The sequence below is a fragment of the Stenotrophomonas sp. 169 genome, from assembly GCF_014621775.1.
Classification (GTDB): domain Bacteria; phylum Pseudomonadota; class Gammaproteobacteria; order Xanthomonadales; family Xanthomonadaceae; genus Stenotrophomonas.
On record NZ_CP061204.1, the window covers coordinates 2,501,548 to 2,522,148 of the forward strand.

Sequence of the window (20,601 nt, forward strand, 5' to 3'; positions counted from 1 at the left end):
GCACCCCGCGAGCACCAGCGCGCACAGGGCAGCACCGGCGAGCAGGCGGTCAGGCCGCTGCATCGCGCCCGGTCCGTAAGTTCTCAAGCGCATCAAGGGTCTTGTTGAACTCGGCCTGGCGCCGCGTCCGGTCCATCACCTGCCCCTTCAACTGGCCACACGCCGCGTCGATGTCGTCACCGCGGGTACGGCGCACCATCGTCAGCACGTTGTTGTCCAGCAGGATGGTCTGGAAGGCGCGGATCTGCACATCGTCGGATCGCTCGTAACGCGTGCCCGGGAAGGGATTGAACGGGATCAGATTGACCTTGCCCGAGCCCTTGGCCTGCACCGCGTTGTCGAACTGGCGCATCAACCGGGCCAGTGCACGGGCGTGCTCGGGCTGGTCGTTGATGCCCTTCATCAGGGTGTATTCGAAGGTCACCGATTCGCGGCGCTTGTTGCCACGCAGGTAGCGCGCACAAGACGCCATCAGATCAGCGATCGGGTACTTCCGGTTCAGCGGCACGAGGGTCTCGCGCAGCTCATCGGTCGGCGCGTGCAGGGACACCGCCAGCGACACATCGCTTTCGGTGGACAGCCGATCGATCATCGGCACCAGGCCGGAGGTGGACAGGGTCACCCGCTTGTTGGCGAGGCCATAGCCCAGGTCGTCGCGCATCACGTTCATCGCGCGCACGACGTTGTCGAAATTCATCAGTGGCTCGCCCATGCCCATCATCACCACGTTGGTGAGACGGCGCATCAGGTGCGGCACGTTGCCCAGGTGGCGCGCGGCAATCCATACCTGGCCGATGATCTCGGCGGTGGACAGATTGCGGTTGAAGCCCTGGGTGGCGGTCGAACAGAACGTGCAGTTCAGCGCACAGCCCACCTGCGAGGAAACGCACAGCGTGCCGCGGCTCTTGTCCGGAATGTAGACCGCTTCGATGGCGTTCTTGCCATCGTTGCCCATCGCCAGCAACCACTTGTGGGTGCCGTCGGCGGACGGTTTGTCGAACACGATGTTCGGAACCAGCACCTCGGCATGTTCCTGCAGCTTGGCGCGCAGTCCCTTGCCGAGGTCGGTCATTTCATCGAAATCGGTGACGTAGCGATGGTGGATCCACTTCATCACCTGATGTGCCCGGAACTTCTGTTCGCCGAGTTTTTCGACGAAAAAACGCTCCAGGCCCGCGCGATCGAGGTCGAGCAGGTTCTGCTTGCCAGCCGTGGGTGCCGACTTCGGCAGCGGCTGGATGGCGGGTGTCTGTACGACCTCGTTCACGGCAACCTCTTAACGGGAGACCACTTCCGTGGCGGCAAAGAAGTAAGCGATTTCGTTGGTGGCGTTCTCGACCGAGTCCGAGCCGTGGGCGGCATTGGCATCGATGGATTCAGCGAAATCAGCGCGGATGGTGCCGGCCGCGGCTTCCTTCGGATTGGTGGCGCCCAGCAGGTCGCGGTGGGCCAGGACGGCGTTCTCGCCTTCCAGGGCCTGGATCATCACCGGGCCGGAGATCATGAACTCGACCAGCGCGTTGAAGAACGGGCGCTCGCGGTGCACGGCGTAGAAGCCTTCGGCTTCGCGGCGCGACAGCTGCTTGTACTTGGCAGCGACGACCTTCAGGCCGGCCTTTTCGAAGCGGGCGTAGATTTCACCGATGACGTTCTTTGCGACGGCGTCGGGCTTGATGATCGAAAGGGTGCGCTCCAGCGCCATGGTGGTATCTCCGAGATCCGGGCCACTCAAGGCCCGAGGGTAGCATGAAAAAAACCCACGTCGAAACGCGGGCTTAGGCTGATATACGTAGGCTTATTGTAGCGCCTCGCCGCAATACACGGTAGCCCCGGCCATTCATCTGCGGCCGGGGATGAACGGTGGCGGCATGATGCTGCGACGCACAATGCATTGCGCCGGGCCCCGGGTCTAATATCAAACAATCGTTTGATTGAACCCTGTTCTCCATGGCCAGACCTGCCCACTTCTCCACCAAAGACCGCATCCTCGGCGCCGCCGAGGCGTTGTTTGCGCTGCATGGCTTTGCCGGGACGTCGCTGCGCCAGGTGACCAGCCAGGCTGACGTCAACATCGCAGCGGTCAACTATCACTTCGGATCCAAGGAAAACCTGGTCAACGAGGTGTTCCGTCGCCGCATGGACGAAATGACCGCCGCGCGGATGGCGCAGCTGGAGAAAGCACGCAGCGAGCATCCGGGCGAACTGCGGCCGGTGCTGGCCGCATTCGTCGAGCCGGCGCTGGCGATGGCGCAGGACAGCCAGAGCGGTGGCGCGTTCGTGCGCGTCATCGCCCGTGCCTATGCGGAGAAAAACGACAACCTGCGGCGCTTCCTGTCGGATCACTACGGCCACGTGCTGCGTGACTTCGGCCGTGCCATTTCCGCCTGCTTGCCGGATCTGAGCAAGGAAGAGCTGTACTGGCGCCTCGACTTTCTGGCCGGGTCGCTTACCTATGCGATGGCCGATTTCGGCCTGATCAAGCGGCCTGCCGGTGTCACCGAAGCCGCGCATGGTGCCCAGGCCGCACAGGAACTCATCCGTTTCGCCGAAGCCGGCTTCCGCGCGGCTGCACGCAGCGCCGCGATGTCCGCCAACCCGGCTGCCACCCCACCTTCCCTTTCCACCCAGTAACTGCTGACCAACCAAGGCTTATCGACATGTCCAATTCCCTGCTAGTCCGCCGCGCCGCCGTGCTGGGTGCCGGCGTCATGGGCGCCCAGATCGCAGCCCACCTGACCAACGCCGGCGTCGACACCGTGCTGTTCGACCTGCCCGCCAAGGAAGGCCCTGCCGACGGCATCGTGCTGAAGGCGATCGCCAACCTGGGCAAGCTCAGCCCTGCCCCGCTCGCCAGCAAGTCCTACGCCGAGGCGATCACGCCGGCCAATTACGAGAGCGGGCTGGAGCAGCTGCGCGACTGCGACCTGATCATCGAAGCCATCGCCGAGCGGATGGACTGGAAGCAGGACCTGTACAAGAAGATCGCGCCGTTCGTGGCCGACCACGCCGTGCTGGCCTCCAACACCTCCGGCCTGGGCATCAACAAGCTGGCCGACGTGCTGCCCGAACAGCTGCGCCACCGCTTCTGCGGCGTGCATTTCTTCAACCCGCCGCGCTACATGCACCTGGCCGAGCTGATCCCGGCGTCCACCACCGACGCCAGCGTGCTGGAGGGCCTGGAAAGCTTCCTGGTCACCACCCTGGGCAAGGGCGTGGTGTACGCCAAGGACACCCCGAACTTCATCGGCAACCGCATCGGGGTGTTCTCGATCCTGTCCACCATCCACCACACCCAGGAATTCGGCTTGGGCTTCGACGAAGTCGACGGCCTGACCGGTCCGCTGGTCGGCCGCCCGAAGTCGGCGACCTACCGCACCTCCGATGTGGTCGGCCTGGACACCATGGCGCACGTGATCAAGACCATGGGCGACACCCTGCCCAACGATCCGTGGCACGCGTTCTTCAAATCGCCGAAGTGGCTCGACGCGCTGATTTCCAAGGGCGCACTGGGCCAGAAGACCGGCGCGGGCATCTTCCGCAAGGTCGGCAAGGACATCATGGTGCTGGACCTGGAAAAGCAGGACTACCGCGCCGCTGACCGGACCGCTGCAGCGGAAGTGGTCGAGATCCTGAAGATCAAGAATCCGGCGGAGAAGTTCGCCAAGCTGCGCGAGAGCCAGCACCCGCAGGCACAGTTCCTGTGGGCCACCTTCCGCGACCTGTTCCACTACAGCGCGTATCACCTGGCTGACATCGCCGAGACCGCGCGCGACGTCGACCTTGCCATCCGCTGGGGCTACGGTTGGTCGCTGGGTCCTTTCGAAACCTGGCAGGCCGCCGGCTGGAAGCAGGTCGCGCAGTGGATTGCCGATGACATCGTCGCCGGCAAGAGCATGAGCAGCGCGCCACTGCCGGATTGGGTGTTCGATGGCCGCGATGGCGTACACGCCGCCGAAGGCAGCTACAGCCCGACGCGCAACGCCAAGCTGCCGCGCTCCGCATTGCCGGTCTATCAGCGCCAGCGCTTCCCCGATCCGCTGCTGGGCGAACAGTTCCCGCAGGGCGACACCGTGTATGAAAACGACGGCGTGCGCATGTGGCACGACGGCGATGGCATCGCGGTAGTCGGCTTCAAGACCAAGATGAACACCGTGTCCGATCACGTGCTCGATGGCCTGCAGGAAGCCATCAAGCGCGCTGAGAAAGACTTCAAGGGCCTGGTGATCTGGCAGCAGAAGGAACCCTTCTCCGCCGGCGCCGACCTGGCCGGTGCACTGGGCCTGCTGCAGGCCGGCAAGGTCGAGCAGTTCGAAGAAATGGTGCACAACTTCCAGCGCACCAGCCAGGCGATCAAGTATTCCCTGGTACCGGTGGTAACGGCGGTGCGTGGCCTGGCCTTGGGCGGTGGCTGCGAATTCCAGATGCACAGCGCGAAGAGCGTGGCATCGCTGGAAAGCTACATCGGCCTGGTGGAAGCGGGCGTCGGCCTGCTGCCGGCCGGCGGCGGCCTGAAGGAGCTGGCGGTGCGTGCATCACAGGCTGCCGGCCCCGGTGGTGATGTGTTCGCCGAACTGAAGAAGACCTTTGAAACGGTAGCCATGGCCAAGGTCTCCAACTCGGCGGTCAACGCGAAGGAGCTCGGCCTGATGCGCGCCACTGACAAGGTGGTGTTCAACAGCTTCGAGGCGCTGCACATCGCCAAGGCCGAAGTGCTGGCCCTCGCCGAAGGCGGCTATCGCCCGCCGATGCCCTCGCGCCGCATCCAGGTCGCCGGTGATGTCGGTATCGCGACCTTCAAGATGATGCTGGTCAACATGCTGGAAGGCCGCTTCATCAGCCCGTACGACTACGAGATCGCCGTACGCATCGCGACCGTCCTGTGCGGCGGCGAAGTGGACCGCGGCACGCTGGTGGACGAGGAGTGGCTGCTGACCCTGGAGCGCAAGCACTTCGTCGAACTGGCCCAGCAGGAAAAAACCCAGGCCCGCATCGCGCACATGCTGAAGACCGGCAAGCCGCTGCGGAACTGACGGGACATCGGTCGTGCCGGCCGTTGGCCGGCAACCTCATCCCAACCCCTATTGAAGAGATCACTGCAATGACCAAGCAAATCCAGGACGCCTACATCGTCGCCGCCACCCGCACACCGGTAGGCAAGGCGCCCAAGGGCATGTTCCGCAACACCCGTCCCGACGACATGCTGGCCCACGTGCTGCGCTCGGTGGTAGCGCAGGCGCCGGGCATCGACGTCAACCGCATCGACGACGCCATCATCGGCTGCGCGATGCCGGAAGCCGAGCAGGGCATGAACGTGGCGCGCATCGGCGTGCTGCTGGCCGGCCTGCCGGACACCATTGCGGCGCAGACGGTGAACCGTTTCTGCTCATCTGGCCTGCAGGCCGTCGCCATGGCGGCGGATCAGATCCGTCTGGGCAATGCCGACCTGATGCTGGCCGGCGGTACCGAATCGATGTCGATGGTACCGATGATGGGCAACAAGATCGCGATGGCCCCGAGCGTGTTCGATAACGACCACGTGGCCATTGCCTACGGCATGGGCATCACCGCCGAGAAGGTTGCCGAAGAGTGGAAGGTGTCGCGCGAAGAGCAGGACGCCTTTGCCCTCGCCTCGCACCAGAAGGCGATCGCCGCGATCCAGAACGGCGACTTCAAGGACGAGATCAGTCCGTACGACGTGCGCACCCGTCAGCCGGACCTGGCCGACGGCCGCCGCATCATCACCCGCGACACCGTCGTCGACACCGATGAGGGCCCGCGCCTGGATTCGTCCGCCGAAGGCCTGGCCAAGCTGCGCCCGGTGTTCCGCAACGGCCAGTTCGGCGGTACGGTCACGGCGGGCAATTCCTCGCAGATGAGCGACGGCGCCGGTGCAGTGCTGTTGGCGTCGGAGCAGGCGGTGAAGGATTACGGACTGAAGCCGCTGGCCCGGTTCGTCAGCTTCTCGGTCGCCGGTGTACGCCCGGAAGTGATGGGCATCGGCCCGATCGCGGCGATTCCGAAGGCGCTGAAGCAGGCCGGCCTGACCCAGGATCAGTTGGACTGGATCGAGCTCAATGAAGCATTTGCGGCGCAGTCGCTGGCGGTGATCCGCGATTGCGGGCTGGACCCGTCGAAGGTCAATCCGCTGGGCGGCGCCATCGCGCTGGGCCATCCGCTGGGCGCCACGGGTGCGATCCGTACGGCGACGCTGCTGCACGGTCTGCGTCGTCGCCAGCAGAAGTACGGCATGGTGACGATGTGCATCGGCACTGGCATGGGTGCGGCGGGCATCTTCGAATCGCTGTAAGAGGGTTTTGGTTGCCGGGGCTGCGCCCCGGCACCCTGCTTGAGCCATAGCCAGAGCCAAAGCAACGGCAACAGCTGCATTGCCGGATGGGCGGGACGGGGTGGGTTCGCGGGGGACGGCAACAGCCGCATCCATGCGGGCCTCGTTTCGCGCCATCCATGGCGCTCAACGCCCCCGCGAACCCACCCCGCCCCACCTTCGACAGGTCCATGGTGGCCACGGGACCTGCGGGCGTCGGTAGCGCCGACCCATGGTCGGCGAGCGCAGCGGGCCGTCAGCGGGAACATTCCCCGGAAAGGGTTTTGGTTGCCGGGGCTGCGCCCCGGCACCCTGCTTGAGCCAGGGCCGCGGCAACAGCAACAGCCGGAGCTGCAGGTATGTGTGTTTGGCGGGACGGGGTGGGTTCGCGGGGGACGGCAACAGCCGCATCCTGCGGGCCTCGTTTCGTGCCATCCATGGCACTCAACGCCCCCGCAAACCCACCCCGCCCCACCTTCGACAGGTCCACGGTGGCCACGGGACCTGCGGGCATCGGTAGCGCCGACCCATGGTCGGCGAGCGCAGCGGGCCGTTGGCGGCAACATTCCGCCGACCATGGGTCGGCGCTACCGCTTTTTTATTTTTTCTTACGTGGCGGGCTGCCACCGGAACCTGTCAGGGGGTCGGGCGGGTGGGGCTTGCGAGGGTGTTGAGCGCCATGGATGGCGCGAAACAAGCGCTACATGGACGTACTTGTGCGCGTCCCTCGCAAGCCCTACCCGCCCGACCCACCTTTGAGCTTTTGCCGCCCGCCACGAGGGGCTCCGCCGTTCGCCGGATCAATCGTCTTCGGCGAGCATTTCCTGCAGCTTCTGCCGGGCCGGCTTGGCCAGCTTCTTGCTGTTCAGTGCAAACCGGATGGTGGCTTCCACCAGGCCCAGATGCGTGCCGCAGTCGAAGCGACGTCCTTCGAAACGATAGGCATCGACGGGCTCGCTCTTCAGCAGCTCGGCGATCGCGTCGGTCAGCTGGATCTCGCCACCTGCACCGGTACCGGTTGCTTCCAGCAGTTCGAAGATCTTCGGGCTGAGCACGTAACGGCCCACTACCGCGAGGTCACTGGGTGCATCTTCCGGCTTCGGCTTTTCGACGATGGCCGAAATGCGGCCGTGACTGCCATCGAACGCATCCGTGGCGACGATACCGTAGCTCGCCGTCTGCTCATGCGGCACATCTTCCACCGCGATCACGCTGGCACCGGTGGCCTCGTTGAGGTCAGCCATCTGCTTGAGCGCACCGTCACCGCGGTTGTAGATCAGATCGTCCGGCAGCAGCACCGCGAAGGGCTCATCGCCGATGATCTCTTTCGCACACAGCACGGCATGGCCCAAGCCCAGCGCTTCAGCCTGGGTCACGAAGACCGCACGCACGCCGTTGGGAAGCACATGGCGAACCAGCTCAAGCTGCTCCAGCTTGCCGGCGCGTTCGAGCTTCTGCTCGAGCTCGTAGGCCTTGTCGAAATAGTCGGCAACCGCATGCTTGTAGCGGTTGGTGATGAAGATCAGCGTGTCGCAGCCCGCTTCGATGGCTTCGTCAACGGCGTACTGGATGAGCGGACGATCGATGATCGGCAGCATTTCCTTCGGAACCGTCTTGGTTGCCGGCAAAAAGCGTGTCCCTAGCCCTGCCACCGGAAAAACTGCCTTTCTGATTCGCTTGCTCATCTGCTACCTGTTGGCCTCTCTTACCGGGAAGGGAACCACGTTAGCCGAAGGGATGTAAGCATCCTGTTGAAGCGGATCGAACTCCGGCATCGTGGCGAACAGGATCTCCTGGATCGCTTCGATATCGTAAGTGGATATCGCGTCGCGCAGCTTCGGCACGTTGGCCAGCACGAGGTCCCGCGAGAACGTACGCACGCCCGCCTCCAGCACCTTGGGGTGTGAGGTGGGCCGGTATTCCTCATCAGAGTAGAACAGCGTTTCGTGCAGCTTCTCACCGGGACGCAGTCCGGTGTAGATGATGGCGATGTCCTTGTACGGCTGCTTTCCGGTCAGTCGGATCATCTGCTCGGCGAGCACGCGGATCGGTACCGGTTCGCCCATGTCCAGCGTGTAGATCGCGCCGTGCGAGGCGGACGCGGCCGCCTGCAGGATAAGCTGGCAGGCTTCCGGGATGGTCATGAAGTAACGCGTGACCTCCGGATCCGTGACGGTCACCGGACCGCCCTTCATGATCTGGTCGCGGAACAACGGCACCACGCTGCCGGCGGAGGCCAGCACGTTGCCGAAGCGGACGGTCACGAAACGCGTATGCGTGGACTTCTGGTCCAGGCTCTGGCAGATCATCTCGGCATAGCGCTTGCTGGCACCCAGCGAGTTGACCGGGTCTACGGCCTTGTCGGTCGAGATGAAGACGAAGTGCTCCACCTTTGCTTCCATGCAGGCGCGCGCCACGTTCTCGGTGGCCAGGATGTTGTTGCGGACCGCTTCGCGCAGTTGACGCTCCAATACCGGCACCTGCTTGTAGGCGGCCGCATGGAAGGTCGCTTCCACCCGATGCAGCGACAGCGCATGGCGGATCACCGCGGGGTCACCGCAGTCACCCAGCACGGCTTCGACCTCGATGTCGGGGAAGCTGCGGCGCAGTTCGGCCTCGATGGTCAGCAGCAGCAGTTCGCTCATCTCGAGCAGCACGATGCGCCCTGCCCCATGGCGTGCACACTGGCGGCACAGTTCCGAACCGATCGACCCGCCTGCGCCGGTGACGAGCACCGTCCGCCCGCCCAGCCAACCGCGGATCAAGGTCCAGTCCGGCTGGATCGGCTTGCGCCCCAGCAGGTCTTCGATCGCCACTTCCTTCAACTGACCCGGCAGCGACTGGCCCTGCAGGATGTCGCTCAATTTGGGCACCGTGCGGAACGGCACACCCGTGCTTTCACACAGGCCGACCACCCGCTGCATGCCCACCGCATCCAGCGAGGGAATGGCGATGACGATCAGCCGCGCAACGGTTTCGCGCGCAACCGCCGGCGCGTCGTCCAGCGTGCCGAGGATCGGCAGTCCCTGCAGCTTGGCGCCCTGCAGGTGCGGGGCATCGTCCAGCAGGCCGACCGGATCGTACTCACCGGAACGGCGCAGGTCGCGCACCAGCGCCTCGGCGGCCTGGCCTGCGCCCAGGATCAGCACACGGCGACCGGTGGAGTCGGACTGTACGGACTGGTAATCCTTCCAGGCGCGATACAGCAGGCGCGGGGCACCGAGCAGCGCGGACAGCGCAAAGGGATAGATGACCAGCACCGACAGCGGCACGCCGTCGAAGCGCTTCCACGCCAACGTCAAGACGATGGCGATCAGGCCGATGAAGCTGGCCTTGAAGATGTTGATCAGGTCGGCCACGCTGGCAAAACGCCACAGGCCGCGATACAGGCCGACACGCCAGAACACCAATGCCTGGATGCCCAGCACCAGCGAGGTGTCTACATTCCAGAGAGGCAGCGCCGGCGCATCGGGGAGGATCGAGTACCGGCCCGCGTGCAGCAGCTGCCAGCAGGCCCAGACCATGAAAAGATCATGGACGACGATGGCGGCGCGCGGCAGCAGCGCGAGAATTCTGTTCCACCTAGCTGACATGAGCAGGATAAACCCTCAGAAATTGCGCAGGCGAACGCGCGACACGCCCCACAGGCAGGCCATCAGCACCCCCCAGGCGACCGCCACGCCAGCCTGATGCAGCGAAGATATCGAACGCGCTGCATACAGCAGCACCGCTCCGATCAGGCCGAGCAGAATATACACGCCCGTCACCCGTGCGTGGCTGAAGCCAGCCTTCACGGCGCGCTGATAGACGTGCTGCGTGTGTGGTTCCATCCAGCGTTGCCCGGAGAGCATGCGGGATGACAGCGTGAAGCCTGCGTCCACAAGGAACACCGCGAGCGGCACCAGCAGCAGCAGCCAGTTGATGTCGGTCACCACGCTAGCCAACCCGACAAGCGCCGCAAGCAGGTAGCCCAAGGCCCCGCTGCCGACATCACCCATGAAGATGCGGGCGCGCGGAAAGTTGAACGGCAGGAATCCAAGGCACCCGGCCGCTACGGCGATGGCGAGCAGCGCTGCAGGGGTTGGCAGGATCGCGGCGATGGCCAGGGCGGCAATCACCGCCTGACTGGCGGCGATGCCGTTGATGCCATCCATGAAGTTCCACAGATTTATCAAGGCAGTTGCGACAAAGAACAGCAGGACGGCCTGCACGATGCTGCCCGTTGCCTGCCACACCAGCGCAGCCAGCAGCGCCGATGCCAGCATGTGCACCATCAGCCGCCGGATCGCCGGCAACGGATGATGGTCATCCCACCAGCCGATCCCTGCGACCAGCAACAGTCCCGCGGCGAACACGGCCAGCCCGACCACCGCAGCAGGCCACACCATCGCGCCGGCGGTCGTGCCCAGCAGGACCGTGGCCACGATGGCAATGCCACCGCCACGAGGCGTCGCCACCGCATGGCTGCGCCGCTCACCGGGCTGGTCCAGCAGCTGGCGATGCAGCGCATAGCGGCGTGCCAACCAGGTCAGGCCGGCCGCCGCGAGGGTGAGCATGCCCAGCGCCTCGAACGCGACAACAGCGTTCATGGGTTACAGCACCGCGTAATTCAGCAGTGGCTTGACCGTGCCCCATTCCTTGCAGCTCGGGCACTGCCAATGGTGCGTGCGTGCGCCAAAACCGCAGCGCGTGCAGCGGTAGGCCGGGTTGCGCACCAGCAACTGGTCGGTGATGTGCTTCAGATCGTGCAGGGTGGCGGTCGGGTCGGCGCCCTCGGCCAAGGTGAGGTCGATGAGCGCTGACTCGCCGCGTACCGACGGGCGATCCTTCAACTGGCGGCCGAGGTAGGCACGCGCGGGGGCGACGCCTTCCTGCTCTTCCATCAACCGGGTCAGCGCCAGCACGGGCGCGATGCCACGGTAATGTTCCGTCATCTCGGACAGGAAGCTGCGCGCGCCGCCCAGGTCACCGACCTTGCGGTAGTTCTGCATCAGCGGCTGCAGCACTTCCGGCAGGTACTCCGGATCGTTGCGCGCGGCGCGCTCGAAAGCGCGGACGGCGGCTTCGGCGTTGCCGGCATCGGTTTCCAGACGGCCTTCGATGATGCCCGCCCGTACGGACATCGCATCGGCCTGGTAGGCCCGCGCGATAGCTGCCCTCGCCTGCTCCACGTTACCGGCGCCGCGGTGGCGCTCGGCCAGTTCGCATTCGAACTGCCCGACCAGCTTGCCCATGGGTTCGCCGGTGACTTCTTCGAAGCGCAACGCGTTGTCGATCGCCTTTTCCCAGTCCCGCTCGGCCTGGTAGATGCCGATCAGGTGCTTGAGCGCCTGCGGTGCGCGCTGGTCGATCTGTGCCAGTTCGGAGAACACGGTTTCGGCACGATCCAGCAGGCCGGACTTCATGTAGTCCTCGCCCAGCGCCAGCAGCGCCTGTACGCGCTGGGGATCGCTGAGGTCGGTGCGGTTCACCAGTCCCTGGTGCAGGCGGATCGCGCGATCGACCTCACCGCGACGGCGGAACAGGTGGCCCAACGCGACCTGGGTCTCGAAGGTTTCCTTGTCCAGCTCGGCGATGTGCAGGAACAGTTCGATCGCCTTGTCCGGCTGCTCGTTGAGCAGATAGTTCAGGCCGCGGAAGTAGGTGCTGGACAGGCGGCTGACCTGGTTGTCGCCGTGGCGCTGTCCGCCGCGCCGACCGATGACCCAGCCGGCAACCGCCGCCAGCGGGACACACAGGAAAAACCAGAAGTACTCGGAGACAAATTCCATCTGCGATCAGCGTCCATCATAAGGAGGAGTAACAGCCACACCCGGAGTTGCCAGGGCAGCCTTGTTGGCACGGCGCAGCTGGGCATAGAGCGGAACGACCACGCTCACCAGCACCAGGCCGGCACCGACCACGACCCCGACCAGCAACGCAGCGATCATCGCCACGCCAACCGAGGTATGCAATTCAGTGAAAACCAGGTTGATCGTCATCTCGGTCATGTTGACCGCACCGATGATCAGTCCAATGACCAGCACTGCCAGCAGGACCAGTAAACGGAAAACCTTCATGCGACAGCTCCAGTCACGGAAGACCGTAGCTTATCCGACCCGGTGGGTGGATCGCACGTCGTGATGCAGGATCAGGCCGGATCGGCTTCCTGTGGCACCACATCGCTGACGCGTTCGCGCAGCTCTTTGCCCGGCTTGAAGTGCGGGACATGCTTGCCCGGCAGGGCGACCGATTCACCGGTCTTGGGATTGCGACCCAGGCGCGGCGGACGGTAATGCAGGGAAAAACTGCCGAAACCGCGGATCTCGATGCGATCACCGGCCGACAACGAGCCGCCCATCATCTCCAACAACGACTTCACCGCCAGATCGACATCATCGGCCTTCAGGTGCGCCTGCCGGCGCGCAAGGATTTCGATCAGTTCGGATTTGGTCATTGCAGGCTCTGCTCGAGGGGCTCAAACCCTGAAACGGCCCGGACTGATGTCCGGGCCGTCCAGGAAACTACGACAGCGGCAGACCGATTACTCGGACTTGTTGCCGCCCAGCTGTGCACGCAGCAGCGCGCCGAGCTGGGTCATGCCGGCCGAAGAGGCGGACTGGTAGTCCTCCAGCACTTCGCGCATTTCCGCATCGTCCTTCGCCTTGATCGACAGCTGCAGGGTACGGCCCTTACGGTCCATGCCCACGAACTTGGCTTCGATCTTGTCGCCGACCTTCAGGTGCTGGGTGGCATCGTCGACGCGGTCGACCGAGATATCGCGGGCAGCAACATAGCCCTCGATGCCGTCGGCCAGTTCGATGATGGCGCCCTTGGCGTCAACTTCCTTGACCACACCTTCGATCTTGGAACCCTTCGGATTGACGGCCATGAACTGACCGAACGGATCCTGCTCCAGCTGCTTGACGCCCAGGCTGATGCGCTCGCGTTCCGGATCAACCGCCAGGACCACTGCGTCCAGGTTGTCGCCCTTCTTGAAGTTGCGCACGATGTCTTCGCCAGTGGTCGCCCAGCTGATGTCGGACAGGTGAACCAGGCCGTCGATGCCGCCGTCCAGGCCGATGAAGATGCCGAAGTCGGTGATCGACTTGATCTGGCCCGACACCTTGTCACCCTTCTTGTGGGTGGCAGCGAAGGTTTCCCACGGATTGGCGGCAACCTGCTTCATGCCCAGCGAGATGCGGCGACGCTCTTCGTCACAATCCAGCACCATCACTTCGACTTCGTCACCGACCTGCACCACCTTGGACGGGTTGACGTTCTTGTTGGTCCAATCCATCTCGGACACGTGCACCAGGCCTTCCACGCCCGGCTCGATTTCGACGAATGCGCCGTAATCGGTCACGTTGGAGACCTTGCCGAACACGCGGCTGTTGGCCGGGTAACGACGCGAGATGTTATCCCACGGATCTTCGCCCAGCTGCTTCAGGCCCAGCGAAACGCGGTTGCGCTCGCGGTCGAACTTCAGCACGCGCACGTCCAGCTCGTCGCCGACATTCACGACTTCGGACGGATGGCGCACGCGCTTCCATGCCATGTCGGTGATGTGCAACAGGCCGTCGATGCCGCCCAGGTCCACGAAAGCGCCGTAATCGGTCAGGTTCTTGACGACACCCTTCAGGATCGCGCCTTCCTGCAGCTTGTCCATCAGCTGCTCGCGCTCTTCCGAGTGCTCGCTTTCGACGACAGCGCGGCGCGAAACCACGACGTTGTTACGCTTGCGGTCCAGCTTGATGAGCTTGAATTCCAGCTCCTTGCCTTCCAGGTAGGCCGGATCGCGCACGGGGCGCACATCGACCAGGGAACCCGGCAGGAACGCGCGGACATCCTTGATGTCGACGGTGAAACCACCCTTGACCTTGCCGCTGATGCGACCGGTGATGGTTTCGTTCTTTTCCAGCGCTTCTTCCAGCTCGTCCCACACCATCGCGCGCTTTGCTTTCTCACGCGACAGAACGGTCTCACCGAAGCCGTTCTCGATGGAATCGAGGGCGACCTTGACGACATCGCCTACGGCGACATCGATCTCGCCATCATCGTTACGGAACTGTTCGATCGGCACGATGCCTTCGGACTTCAGCCCGGCATTGATCACCACGACATCGCCGCGGACTTCCACGACGGTACCGCTGACGATGGAGCCCGGCTTCAGCTTGGCCAGATTGGCCTGGCTGGCTTCAAACAGTTCGGCAAAAGATTCGGTCATTAGATTTACTCTGTTGATCACATGGGTCAGCGGTTTCCATCAAGGAACCCAGCCGCCCGCCTGTTGGTCGACCCCGGAAAAGCGGGCCGTGTGTGAAGTGATTAAACCGCCACGCATCATTGCGCGACGGAGCATTTACTACCCTGCGGTGCGTGTTGCGACACCGCCCGTCGAGGGCGGTTCTCCTGTACGAACGGATCAGGCAGCCGAAACCGGAAGCAGATCCATCACTCGTGCAACGACATCATCGATGCCGATACCAGTGGTATCGATGAGGACGGCATCGTCTGCCGGCTTCAGGGGCGCCACAGTGCGCTGTGCATCACGGGCGTCGCGGGCCATGATCTCGCGCAGGAGGTCATCAAAGCTAACAGAAACCCCCTTGTCATTCAACTGCTTATGCCGACGCTCGGCGCGCTCCTGGGCACTTGCGGTCAGAAACACCTTATAGGAGGCGTCCGCGAAGATGACCGTACCCATGTCACGGCCATCGGCCACCAGGCCGGGGGCAGACCTGAATGCGCGCTGCCGCTCCTTGAGTGCGCCACGCACCTCCGGGATGGCGGCAATGGCCGAGGCCAGCGCACCGGTGGTTTCCAGCCGCAGCTCGTCGGTGGCGTCGGTGCCGTTGACCAGCACCCGCATCGTCTCGCCCTGCTCCACGAACTGCACCTTGGTGTCGAAGGTGCAGCGCACCAGCGCCGACGCGTCCGAGGTGTCGATGTCCGCCCAGCTGGCGGCCACGCCCACGGCCCGGTACAGCGCGCCGGAATCGAGGTAGTGCCAGCCCAGGCGGCGGGCCACGATGCGGCTGATGGTACCCTTGCCAGCCCCGGAAGGGCCGTCGATGGTGAGGACGGGAACGAGTGCAGACATGGGGTTTCCAGCAGGTGTGAAGGGCCCATTCTAGCCCCAGCCTGACCGGGTGCTGCGATTGGTCTGTGCAACCACTTGAAACGATGGAGAAAAGCCCGGTAGAATGGCGGGCTTGAACGAGCGTCAACGCAGTATTGTCTCTGGCATATCGCGGCCGCGCTCCACTTGAACACTTACTTTTACACTCAACGTGTACGCCGAGGTATGCCATGAAAGTCCTGTCCTCCCTGAAGTCAGCGAAGGCCCGTCACCGTGACTGCAAGGTCGTGCGTCGTCGTGGCAAGATCTTCGTGATCTGCAAGTCGAACCCGCGTTTCAAGGCGCGCCAGCGCTGAGTTGGCCGGCCTCACGGCCGACCACAGGTCCTTCGCGGGGCCGGTTTGATGCAGAAAGCCGCCTCCGGGCGGCTTTCTGCTTTATCCATGTTGTAATCGCGTTTCTTGACCGCTGGGGAGTAGTTCGAGATGAAGCGTTGCCTGATGTCCTTGGCCGTGATGGCCACCCTCGCCGCGGCCACACCGGTCCTGGCAGACACCCTGCTGGTGGATCGCGCCGCCGAGAAGCCGGGCATCGCCCTGCCCGTCCGCGGCCAGAGCATGCAGCAGGTGCAGAGCCAGTTCGGCGCACCGGCCGAGCAGTTGGATGCGCGCGGCGGCCAGAAGCGCCAGTGGCCGACCATCAACCGCTGGGTCTACCCGCAGTTCACCGTCTACTTTGAAAAGCAGAAGGTGATCGACGTGGTGGCCAACAAGGCGGCCCCCAACGAGATCGGCCCGAAGCCGCCGATCCGCTGACGAACCCAGCCCGCGCCCGCGCGGGCCAATGCAAGCGAGACCATGAACGAGACCCTACGTTTTCCTGCCGAGTGGGAAGCCCAGAGCGGCGTCCTGATTGCCTGGCCGACGGCCGACACCGACTGGGCCGAGCGCCTGGGCCAGGTGGAAGAGACCTACATCGCCCTGGTGGCCGCGATCACCCGCTTCCAGCCGGTGCTGATCTGCGTGGCCGACGACGACGTGGAGACCTACGCCGAAATGCGCCTGCGCTCCAACCGCATCGACATGGACCGCGTGCACTTCGTCACCGCGCAGTACGACGACACGTGGCTGCGCGACTCCGGTCCGATCACCCTGCAGCGCAAGGACGGCGGCTTCCAGCTGCTGGACTTCCGCTTCACCGGTTGGGGCGGCAAGTTCGATGCCAGCCTGGATGACCAACTGGTCGGCGTGTTGGCCGGCGCGGGCGTGTTCACCGATGCACCGGTTCGCAGCATTCCCTTCGCCCTGGAAGGCGGCGGCATTGAAACCGATGGCCAGGGCACGTTGCTGACCACGTGGAAGTGCCTGCATGAGCGCCACCCGGACCGTGATCGCGCCAGCCTGTCGACCGACATGGCCGACTGGCTGCAGCAGGACCGGGTGCTGTGGCTGGATCACGGCTATCTGGAAGGCGACGACACCGACGCGCATATCGACACGCTGGCACGTTTCGCGTCCGCGGACAGCATCGTCTACCAGGCCTGTGATGACGCCGGCGACTCACACCATGCCGAGCTGCAGGCGATGGGCGCCGAGCTGGCCGCACTGCGCACCGTCGATGGCGCGCCGTACCGTCTGTTCCCGCTGCCGTGGCCGCAGCCGGTATTGGACGATGGCCGCCGTCTGGCTGCGTCGTATGCGAACTTCCTGATCATCAACGGGGCGGTGCTGATGCCGGCCTACGGTGATGTCGCCGATGACGCCGCACGGGATGTGCTGGCGGCGGCGTTCCCGGATAGGGAGATCGTGCAGGTGCCCTGCCGGTCGCTGATCTGGCAGAACGGGAGCCTGCATTGCATCACGATGCAGTTGCCGGCGGGGTTGCTGGCAAACGGCTGAGCCCTTCGTGGCTGGCTGGGAAGCGGCAGCTGGTTTGGGCCGGGCGGTGGGAGTGCGCGGGGGACGGCAAGGGCTGCATCCATGCGTGCCTCGTTTCGCGCCATCCATGGCGTGGGTCCACGTCATCGCATTCGCGCTGTCGCTCCCACGCTTTGCTGCGCAAACCGTGGGCCCCTTCTCACCACCGCCCACACCCCGCCGCTTCGCGGCCGCCCCTGACTCAGGGGCTCCCTCCACCCGACGAGTTACGGCGATCGGTAGCGCCGACCCATGGTCGGCGGAGTTCGCCGATTCACGGCGACTTCCGGCAACCCCTGCCGCGCCGGCCGGGGCGATGCAGCCGTGCTCCTGAAATTGCAGTTGCCGTCTGCTGCTGACGTTGCCTGCGCTTCTGCCGGCTGCAGGCCAGAACGGCCCCATACCCATCATTCAGCCGCGGCCACGCTGCCCTCGCCCATCCGCGTTAACATGCATGTTTTCCCCTGCAGGAACGCTTTCGGATGAGTCCCCGCCAGCCCCTTACCGTCGCTCTGATCCAGGAGCGCAACCACGGTGATGCCGCCGCCAATCTCGCCGTGATCGAATCCCGTGTCGCTGAAGCCGCAGCCAACGGCGCCAAGCTGGTGCTGCTGCAGGAGCTGCACAATGGCGCGTACTTCTGCCAGCACGAAAATGTGGACGAATTCGACCTGGCCGAGCCGATTCCGGGCCCCAGCACCGAGCGCTTGGGCAAGCTGGCCAAGCAGCACGGTGTGGTCCTGGTCGCCTCACTGTTCGAGCGCCGTGCCGCGGGCCTCTACCACAACACCGCAGTGGTGTTCGAAAAGGACGGCAGCCTGCTGGGCAAATACCGCAAGATGCACATTCCGGACGATCCGGGCTTCTACGAAAAGTTCTACTTCACCCCGGGCGATCTCGGCTTCACGCCGATCGACACCTCGGTCGGCCGCCTTGGCGTGCTGGTGTGCTGGGACCAGTGGTATCCGGAAGCGGCCCGCCTGATGGCGCTGGCCGGCGCCGAGCTGCTGCTCTATCCCACCGCCATCGGCTGGGACCCGGATGACCAGCAGGATGAAAAGGATCGCCAGCGCGATGCGTGGGTGCTCAGTCACCGCGGCCATGCCGTGGCCAATGGCGTGCCGGTGCTCAGCTGCAACCGCGTCGGCCACGAACCGTCGCCAATGGGCGCATCGGGCATCCAGTTCTGGGGCAACAGCCACGTGCTGGGGCCGCAGGGTGAGTTCATCGCCGAAGCCGGTGGTGAGGAAACGGTGCTGATCTGCGAGGTCGACCTGCAGCGCAGCGAGCACGTGCGCCGCATCTGGCCGTTCCTGCGCGATCGCCGCATCGACGCGTACGGCGACCTGCTAAAGCGCTACATCGACTGATCCCTGCCGGAACCTGCGCCCATGGCCGTGCTTATCCGTGATGTCCGCGAGGCTGACATCGCTGCGATCACCGCGATCTACGCGGTGGAAGTGACCGATTTCGTCAACACCTACGAGTACGACATCCCCGACGCCGCTGAAATGCAGCGTCGGATGCAGGACATCGTGGCCCGCGGCTTCCCCTACATCGTCGCCGAGGTTGACGGCGACGTCGCCGGCTACGCCTACGCCAATACCTACCGCACCCGAGTGGCCTATCAGTGGACCGTGGAAAACTCGGTCTATGTGGATGCGCGCTTCCAGGGCCAGCGCGTAGGGACCACGCTGCTGCAGGCGTTGATCGATGCCTGCACCGCACGCGGTTATCGGCAGATGGTGGCCGTGATCGGCGAACCCACCAACACCGCCTCCATCAAGTTGCACGAGCGCTTCGGTTTCCATCTGGTCGGTGTCTTCCAGGGGCTGGGGCGCAAGCACGGCCGCTGGCTCGACACGGTGCAGATGCAGCGCGCGCTCGGCGACGGTACTGACAGCGCACCCACCAATGAGTAATGCATGACTGACTCCCTGCCCCGCTCCAGCGATGTTGCTGATGGCGAAGAACTGTTTGCCGGCCAGCCCGTGCGCATCGTCGTACGCGACGGTGTGCGTTACACGCTGCTGGGCACTGCGCACGTATCGCACACCAGCGTGGAAGCGGTGGAAAAAGCCATCTACAGCGGGCGCTTCGACGCCGTCGCGGTAGAACTGGATCCGCAGCGCCTGCAGGCACTGACCGAGCCGGATACGCTGGCCAAGCTGGATCTGGTGGAGGTGATCCGCAAGGGCCGCGTGGCCCTGTTCGCCGCCAACCTCGCGCTGTCGGCGTATCAGCGCCGCCTGGCCGAGCAGCTCGGCATCGAACCGGGCGCGGAGTTGAAGCGCGCGGTACTGCTGGCGCGTGAGCGCGGGCTGCCCGTGCACCTGATCGACCGCGAGGTCGGCCTGACCTTCAAGCGCGCGTCGGCGCAGTTGGGCTTTTTCGGCAAGATCAAGCTGATGACCGGCCTGGCGGCCGGCCTGTTCTCGTCCGACGAAGTGGGCAGTGATGAGATCGAGAAGCTGAAGCAGGGCGACATGCTCGAATCCAGCTTTGGCGAGTTCGCCAAGGAAAGCCCCGCGCTGTACGACACGATCATCGGCGAGCGCGACCGCTACATGGCAACCCGCCTGCGCGAAGAACGTGCCCTGCAGGGTGTCGAGCCGGCGCAGCGCGAAGTACTGGCGGTGGTCGGTGCCGGCCATCTAGCCGGTCTGGCCACCTATCTGGAAACCGACAATGAGCCGCCGGTGCCGCTGCGTGCGCAACTGGAATCCGTGGCGAAGAAGCGCAACATTCCGTGGTTCACCCTGGCCATCCTGGCCATCGTGGCAACCGGCATCGGCGTGGGCTTCTACCGCGGCGGGATGGGCGTGGGCACCGAACTGCTGGCGACCTGGGCGATGTACACCGGCGGCCTGGCGGGCCTGGGCTGCCTGTTGGCAGGCAGCCACCCGTTGAGCATTCTCACCGCGATCGTGGTGGCCCCGTTCAAGCCGTTCCGCCTGAGCATTCCCACCGGCGCGTTCGCGGCGCTGGTAGAGACGCGCCTGCGCAAGCCGGCCTACGAAGACTTCCTGAAACTGCGCGACGACGCGCAGACGCTGAAGGGCTGGTACCGCAACCGCGTCACCCGCGTGGTGCTGACCTTCATGCTGACCAACCTCGGCAGCATGCTCGGCCTGTGGCTGACCGGGTTCCAGGTATGGGGCAAGGTCGCCGCGCAGTAACGGCGGACTGCGGTAGCGCCGACCCATGGTCGGCGAGCGCAGCGGCGCCCTTCGCGTAAACCCCGCCGAGAAACGAGGCCGCCCGGTAGCGCCGACCCACGGTCGGCGAGCGCAGCGGCG

The 20,601-nt window shown here is 64.7% G+C and carries 19 protein-coding genes; 9 read left to right on the forward strand and 10 right to left on the reverse strand.

Annotated elements, in window-relative coordinates:
* Window positions 1–49: 49 nt before the first annotated feature.
* Together rlmN and ndk are read right to left on the reverse strand one after the other, a co-directional pair.
* Window positions 50–1,267, reverse strand: coding sequence for a 23S rRNA (adenine(2503)-C(2))-methyltransferase RlmN (gene rlmN, locus ICJ04_RS10770; RefSeq protein ID WP_188324262.1), 1,218 nt, complete (start codon window positions 1,265–1,267; stop codon window positions 50–52).
* Window positions 1,268–1,276: 9 nt separating this feature from the next.
* Window positions 1,277–1,702: a nucleoside-diphosphate kinase gene (ndk, locus tag ICJ04_RS10775; RefSeq protein WP_188324263.1), complete on the reverse strand. Its 426-nt coding sequence runs from the start codon at window positions 1,700–1,702 to the stop codon at window positions 1,277–1,279.
* A 245-nt stretch (window positions 1,703–1,947) separates the two neighbouring features.
* Here ndk and ICJ04_RS10780 point away from each other — a divergent pair, with 245 nt between their 5' ends.
* The 3 genes from ICJ04_RS10780 (at window position 1,948) to ICJ04_RS10790 (ending at window position 6,307) form a co-directional block, all read left to right on the forward strand.
* Complete coding sequence (locus tag ICJ04_RS10780) at window positions 1,948–2,631, forward strand: TetR family transcriptional regulator (protein WP_188324264.1); 684 nt, start codon at window positions 1,948–1,950, stop codon at window positions 2,629–2,631.
* A gap of 26 nt (window positions 2,632–2,657) precedes the next feature.
* Window positions 2,658–5,030, forward strand: coding sequence for a 3-hydroxyacyl-CoA dehydrogenase/enoyl-CoA hydratase family protein (locus ICJ04_RS10785; protein ID WP_188324265.1), 2,373 nt, complete (start codon window positions 2,658–2,660; stop codon window positions 5,028–5,030).
* A 68-nt stretch (window positions 5,031–5,098) separates the two neighbouring features.
* Window positions 5,099–6,307 carry an acetyl-CoA C-acyltransferase gene (locus ICJ04_RS10790; RefSeq protein ID WP_188324266.1) on the forward strand — a complete coding sequence of 403 codons (1,209 nt, stop codon included), beginning with the start codon at window positions 5,099–5,101 and terminating at the stop codon, window positions 6,305–6,307.
* A gap of 818 nt (window positions 6,308–7,125) precedes the next feature.
* Here the strand turns inward: ICJ04_RS10790 and galU are convergent.
* The 8 genes from galU to cmk all read right to left on the reverse strand — a co-directional run bounded on the left by galU (window position 7,126) and on the right by cmk (window position 15,407).
* Window positions 7,126–8,010: a UTP--glucose-1-phosphate uridylyltransferase GalU gene (gene galU / locus ICJ04_RS10795; protein ID WP_188324267.1), complete on the reverse strand. Its 885-nt coding sequence runs from the start codon at window positions 8,008–8,010 to the stop codon at window positions 7,126–7,128.
* Between the two features lie 3 nt (window positions 8,011–8,013).
* Window positions 8,014–9,918, reverse strand: coding sequence for a nucleoside-diphosphate sugar epimerase/dehydratase (locus ICJ04_RS10800; protein WP_188324268.1), 1,905 nt, complete (start codon window positions 9,916–9,918; stop codon window positions 8,014–8,016).
* Between the two features lie 15 nt (window positions 9,919–9,933).
* Window positions 9,934–10,914: a glycosyltransferase family 4 protein gene (locus tag ICJ04_RS10805; RefSeq protein ID WP_188324269.1), complete on the reverse strand. Its 981-nt coding sequence runs from the start codon at window positions 10,912–10,914 to the stop codon at window positions 9,934–9,936.
* Between the two features lie 3 nt (window positions 10,915–10,917).
* A complete protein-coding gene (gene lapB, locus ICJ04_RS10810; protein ID WP_188324270.1) occupies window positions 10,918–12,096 on the reverse strand; it encodes a lipopolysaccharide assembly protein LapB in 1,179 nt (392 codons plus the stop codon).
* 6 nt (window positions 12,097–12,102) lie between these two features.
* Complete coding sequence (locus tag ICJ04_RS10815; protein WP_188324271.1) at window positions 12,103–12,384, reverse strand: lipopolysaccharide assembly protein LapA domain-containing protein; 282 nt, start codon at window positions 12,382–12,384, stop codon at window positions 12,103–12,105.
* A 71-nt stretch (window positions 12,385–12,455) separates the two neighbouring features.
* A complete protein-coding gene (locus ICJ04_RS10820; protein WP_188324272.1) occupies window positions 12,456–12,761 on the reverse strand; it encodes an integration host factor subunit beta in 306 nt (101 codons plus the stop codon).
* A gap of 87 nt (window positions 12,762–12,848) precedes the next feature.
* Window positions 12,849–14,531 (reverse strand): 30S ribosomal protein S1, encoded by a 1,683-nt coding sequence (rpsA, locus tag ICJ04_RS10825; RefSeq protein ID WP_188324273.1) that lies wholly within the window; start codon window positions 14,529–14,531, stop codon window positions 12,849–12,851.
* 198 nt (window positions 14,532–14,729) lie between these two features.
* On the reverse strand, window positions 14,730–15,407 hold the full coding sequence (cmk, locus tag ICJ04_RS10830) for a (d)CMP kinase (RefSeq protein ID WP_188324274.1): 678 nt from the start codon (window positions 15,405–15,407) through the stop codon (window positions 14,730–14,732).
* A 209-nt stretch (window positions 15,408–15,616) separates the two neighbouring features.
* On the opposite strand from cmk, the gene ykgO reads away from it, so the two are divergent.
* The 6 genes from ykgO to ICJ04_RS10860 all read left to right on the forward strand — a co-directional run bounded on the left by ykgO (window position 15,617) and on the right by ICJ04_RS10860 (window position 20,481).
* Complete coding sequence (gene ykgO, locus ICJ04_RS10835) at window positions 15,617–15,742, forward strand: type B 50S ribosomal protein L36 (RefSeq protein WP_005409283.1); 126 nt, start codon at window positions 15,617–15,619, stop codon at window positions 15,740–15,742.
* 129 nt (window positions 15,743–15,871) lie between these two features.
* Window positions 15,872–16,201: a hypothetical protein gene (locus ICJ04_RS10840; protein ID WP_188324275.1), complete on the forward strand. Its 330-nt coding sequence runs from the start codon at window positions 15,872–15,874 to the stop codon at window positions 16,199–16,201.
* A gap of 42 nt (window positions 16,202–16,243) precedes the next feature.
* On the forward strand, window positions 16,244–17,284 hold the full coding sequence (locus ICJ04_RS10845; protein WP_188324276.1) for an agmatine deiminase family protein: 1,041 nt from the start codon (window positions 16,244–16,246) through the stop codon (window positions 17,282–17,284).
* A gap of 500 nt (window positions 17,285–17,784) precedes the next feature.
* The gene (locus ICJ04_RS10850; protein ID WP_188324277.1) at window positions 17,785–18,672 is read left to right on the forward strand and encodes a carbon-nitrogen hydrolase; all 888 of its coding nucleotides are present in this window, start codon (window positions 17,785–17,787) and stop codon (window positions 18,670–18,672) included.
* 21 nt (window positions 18,673–18,693) lie between these two features.
* On the forward strand, window positions 18,694–19,224 hold the full coding sequence (locus ICJ04_RS10855) for a GNAT family N-acetyltransferase (RefSeq protein ID WP_188324278.1): 531 nt from the start codon (window positions 18,694–18,696) through the stop codon (window positions 19,222–19,224).
* Window positions 19,225–19,227: 3 nt separating this feature from the next.
* Window positions 19,228–20,481, forward strand: a complete 1,254-nt coding sequence (locus tag ICJ04_RS10860) for a TraB/GumN family protein (RefSeq protein ID WP_188324279.1) — start codon at window positions 19,228–19,230, stop codon at window positions 20,479–20,481.
* Window positions 20,482–20,601 lie beyond the last annotated feature (120 nt).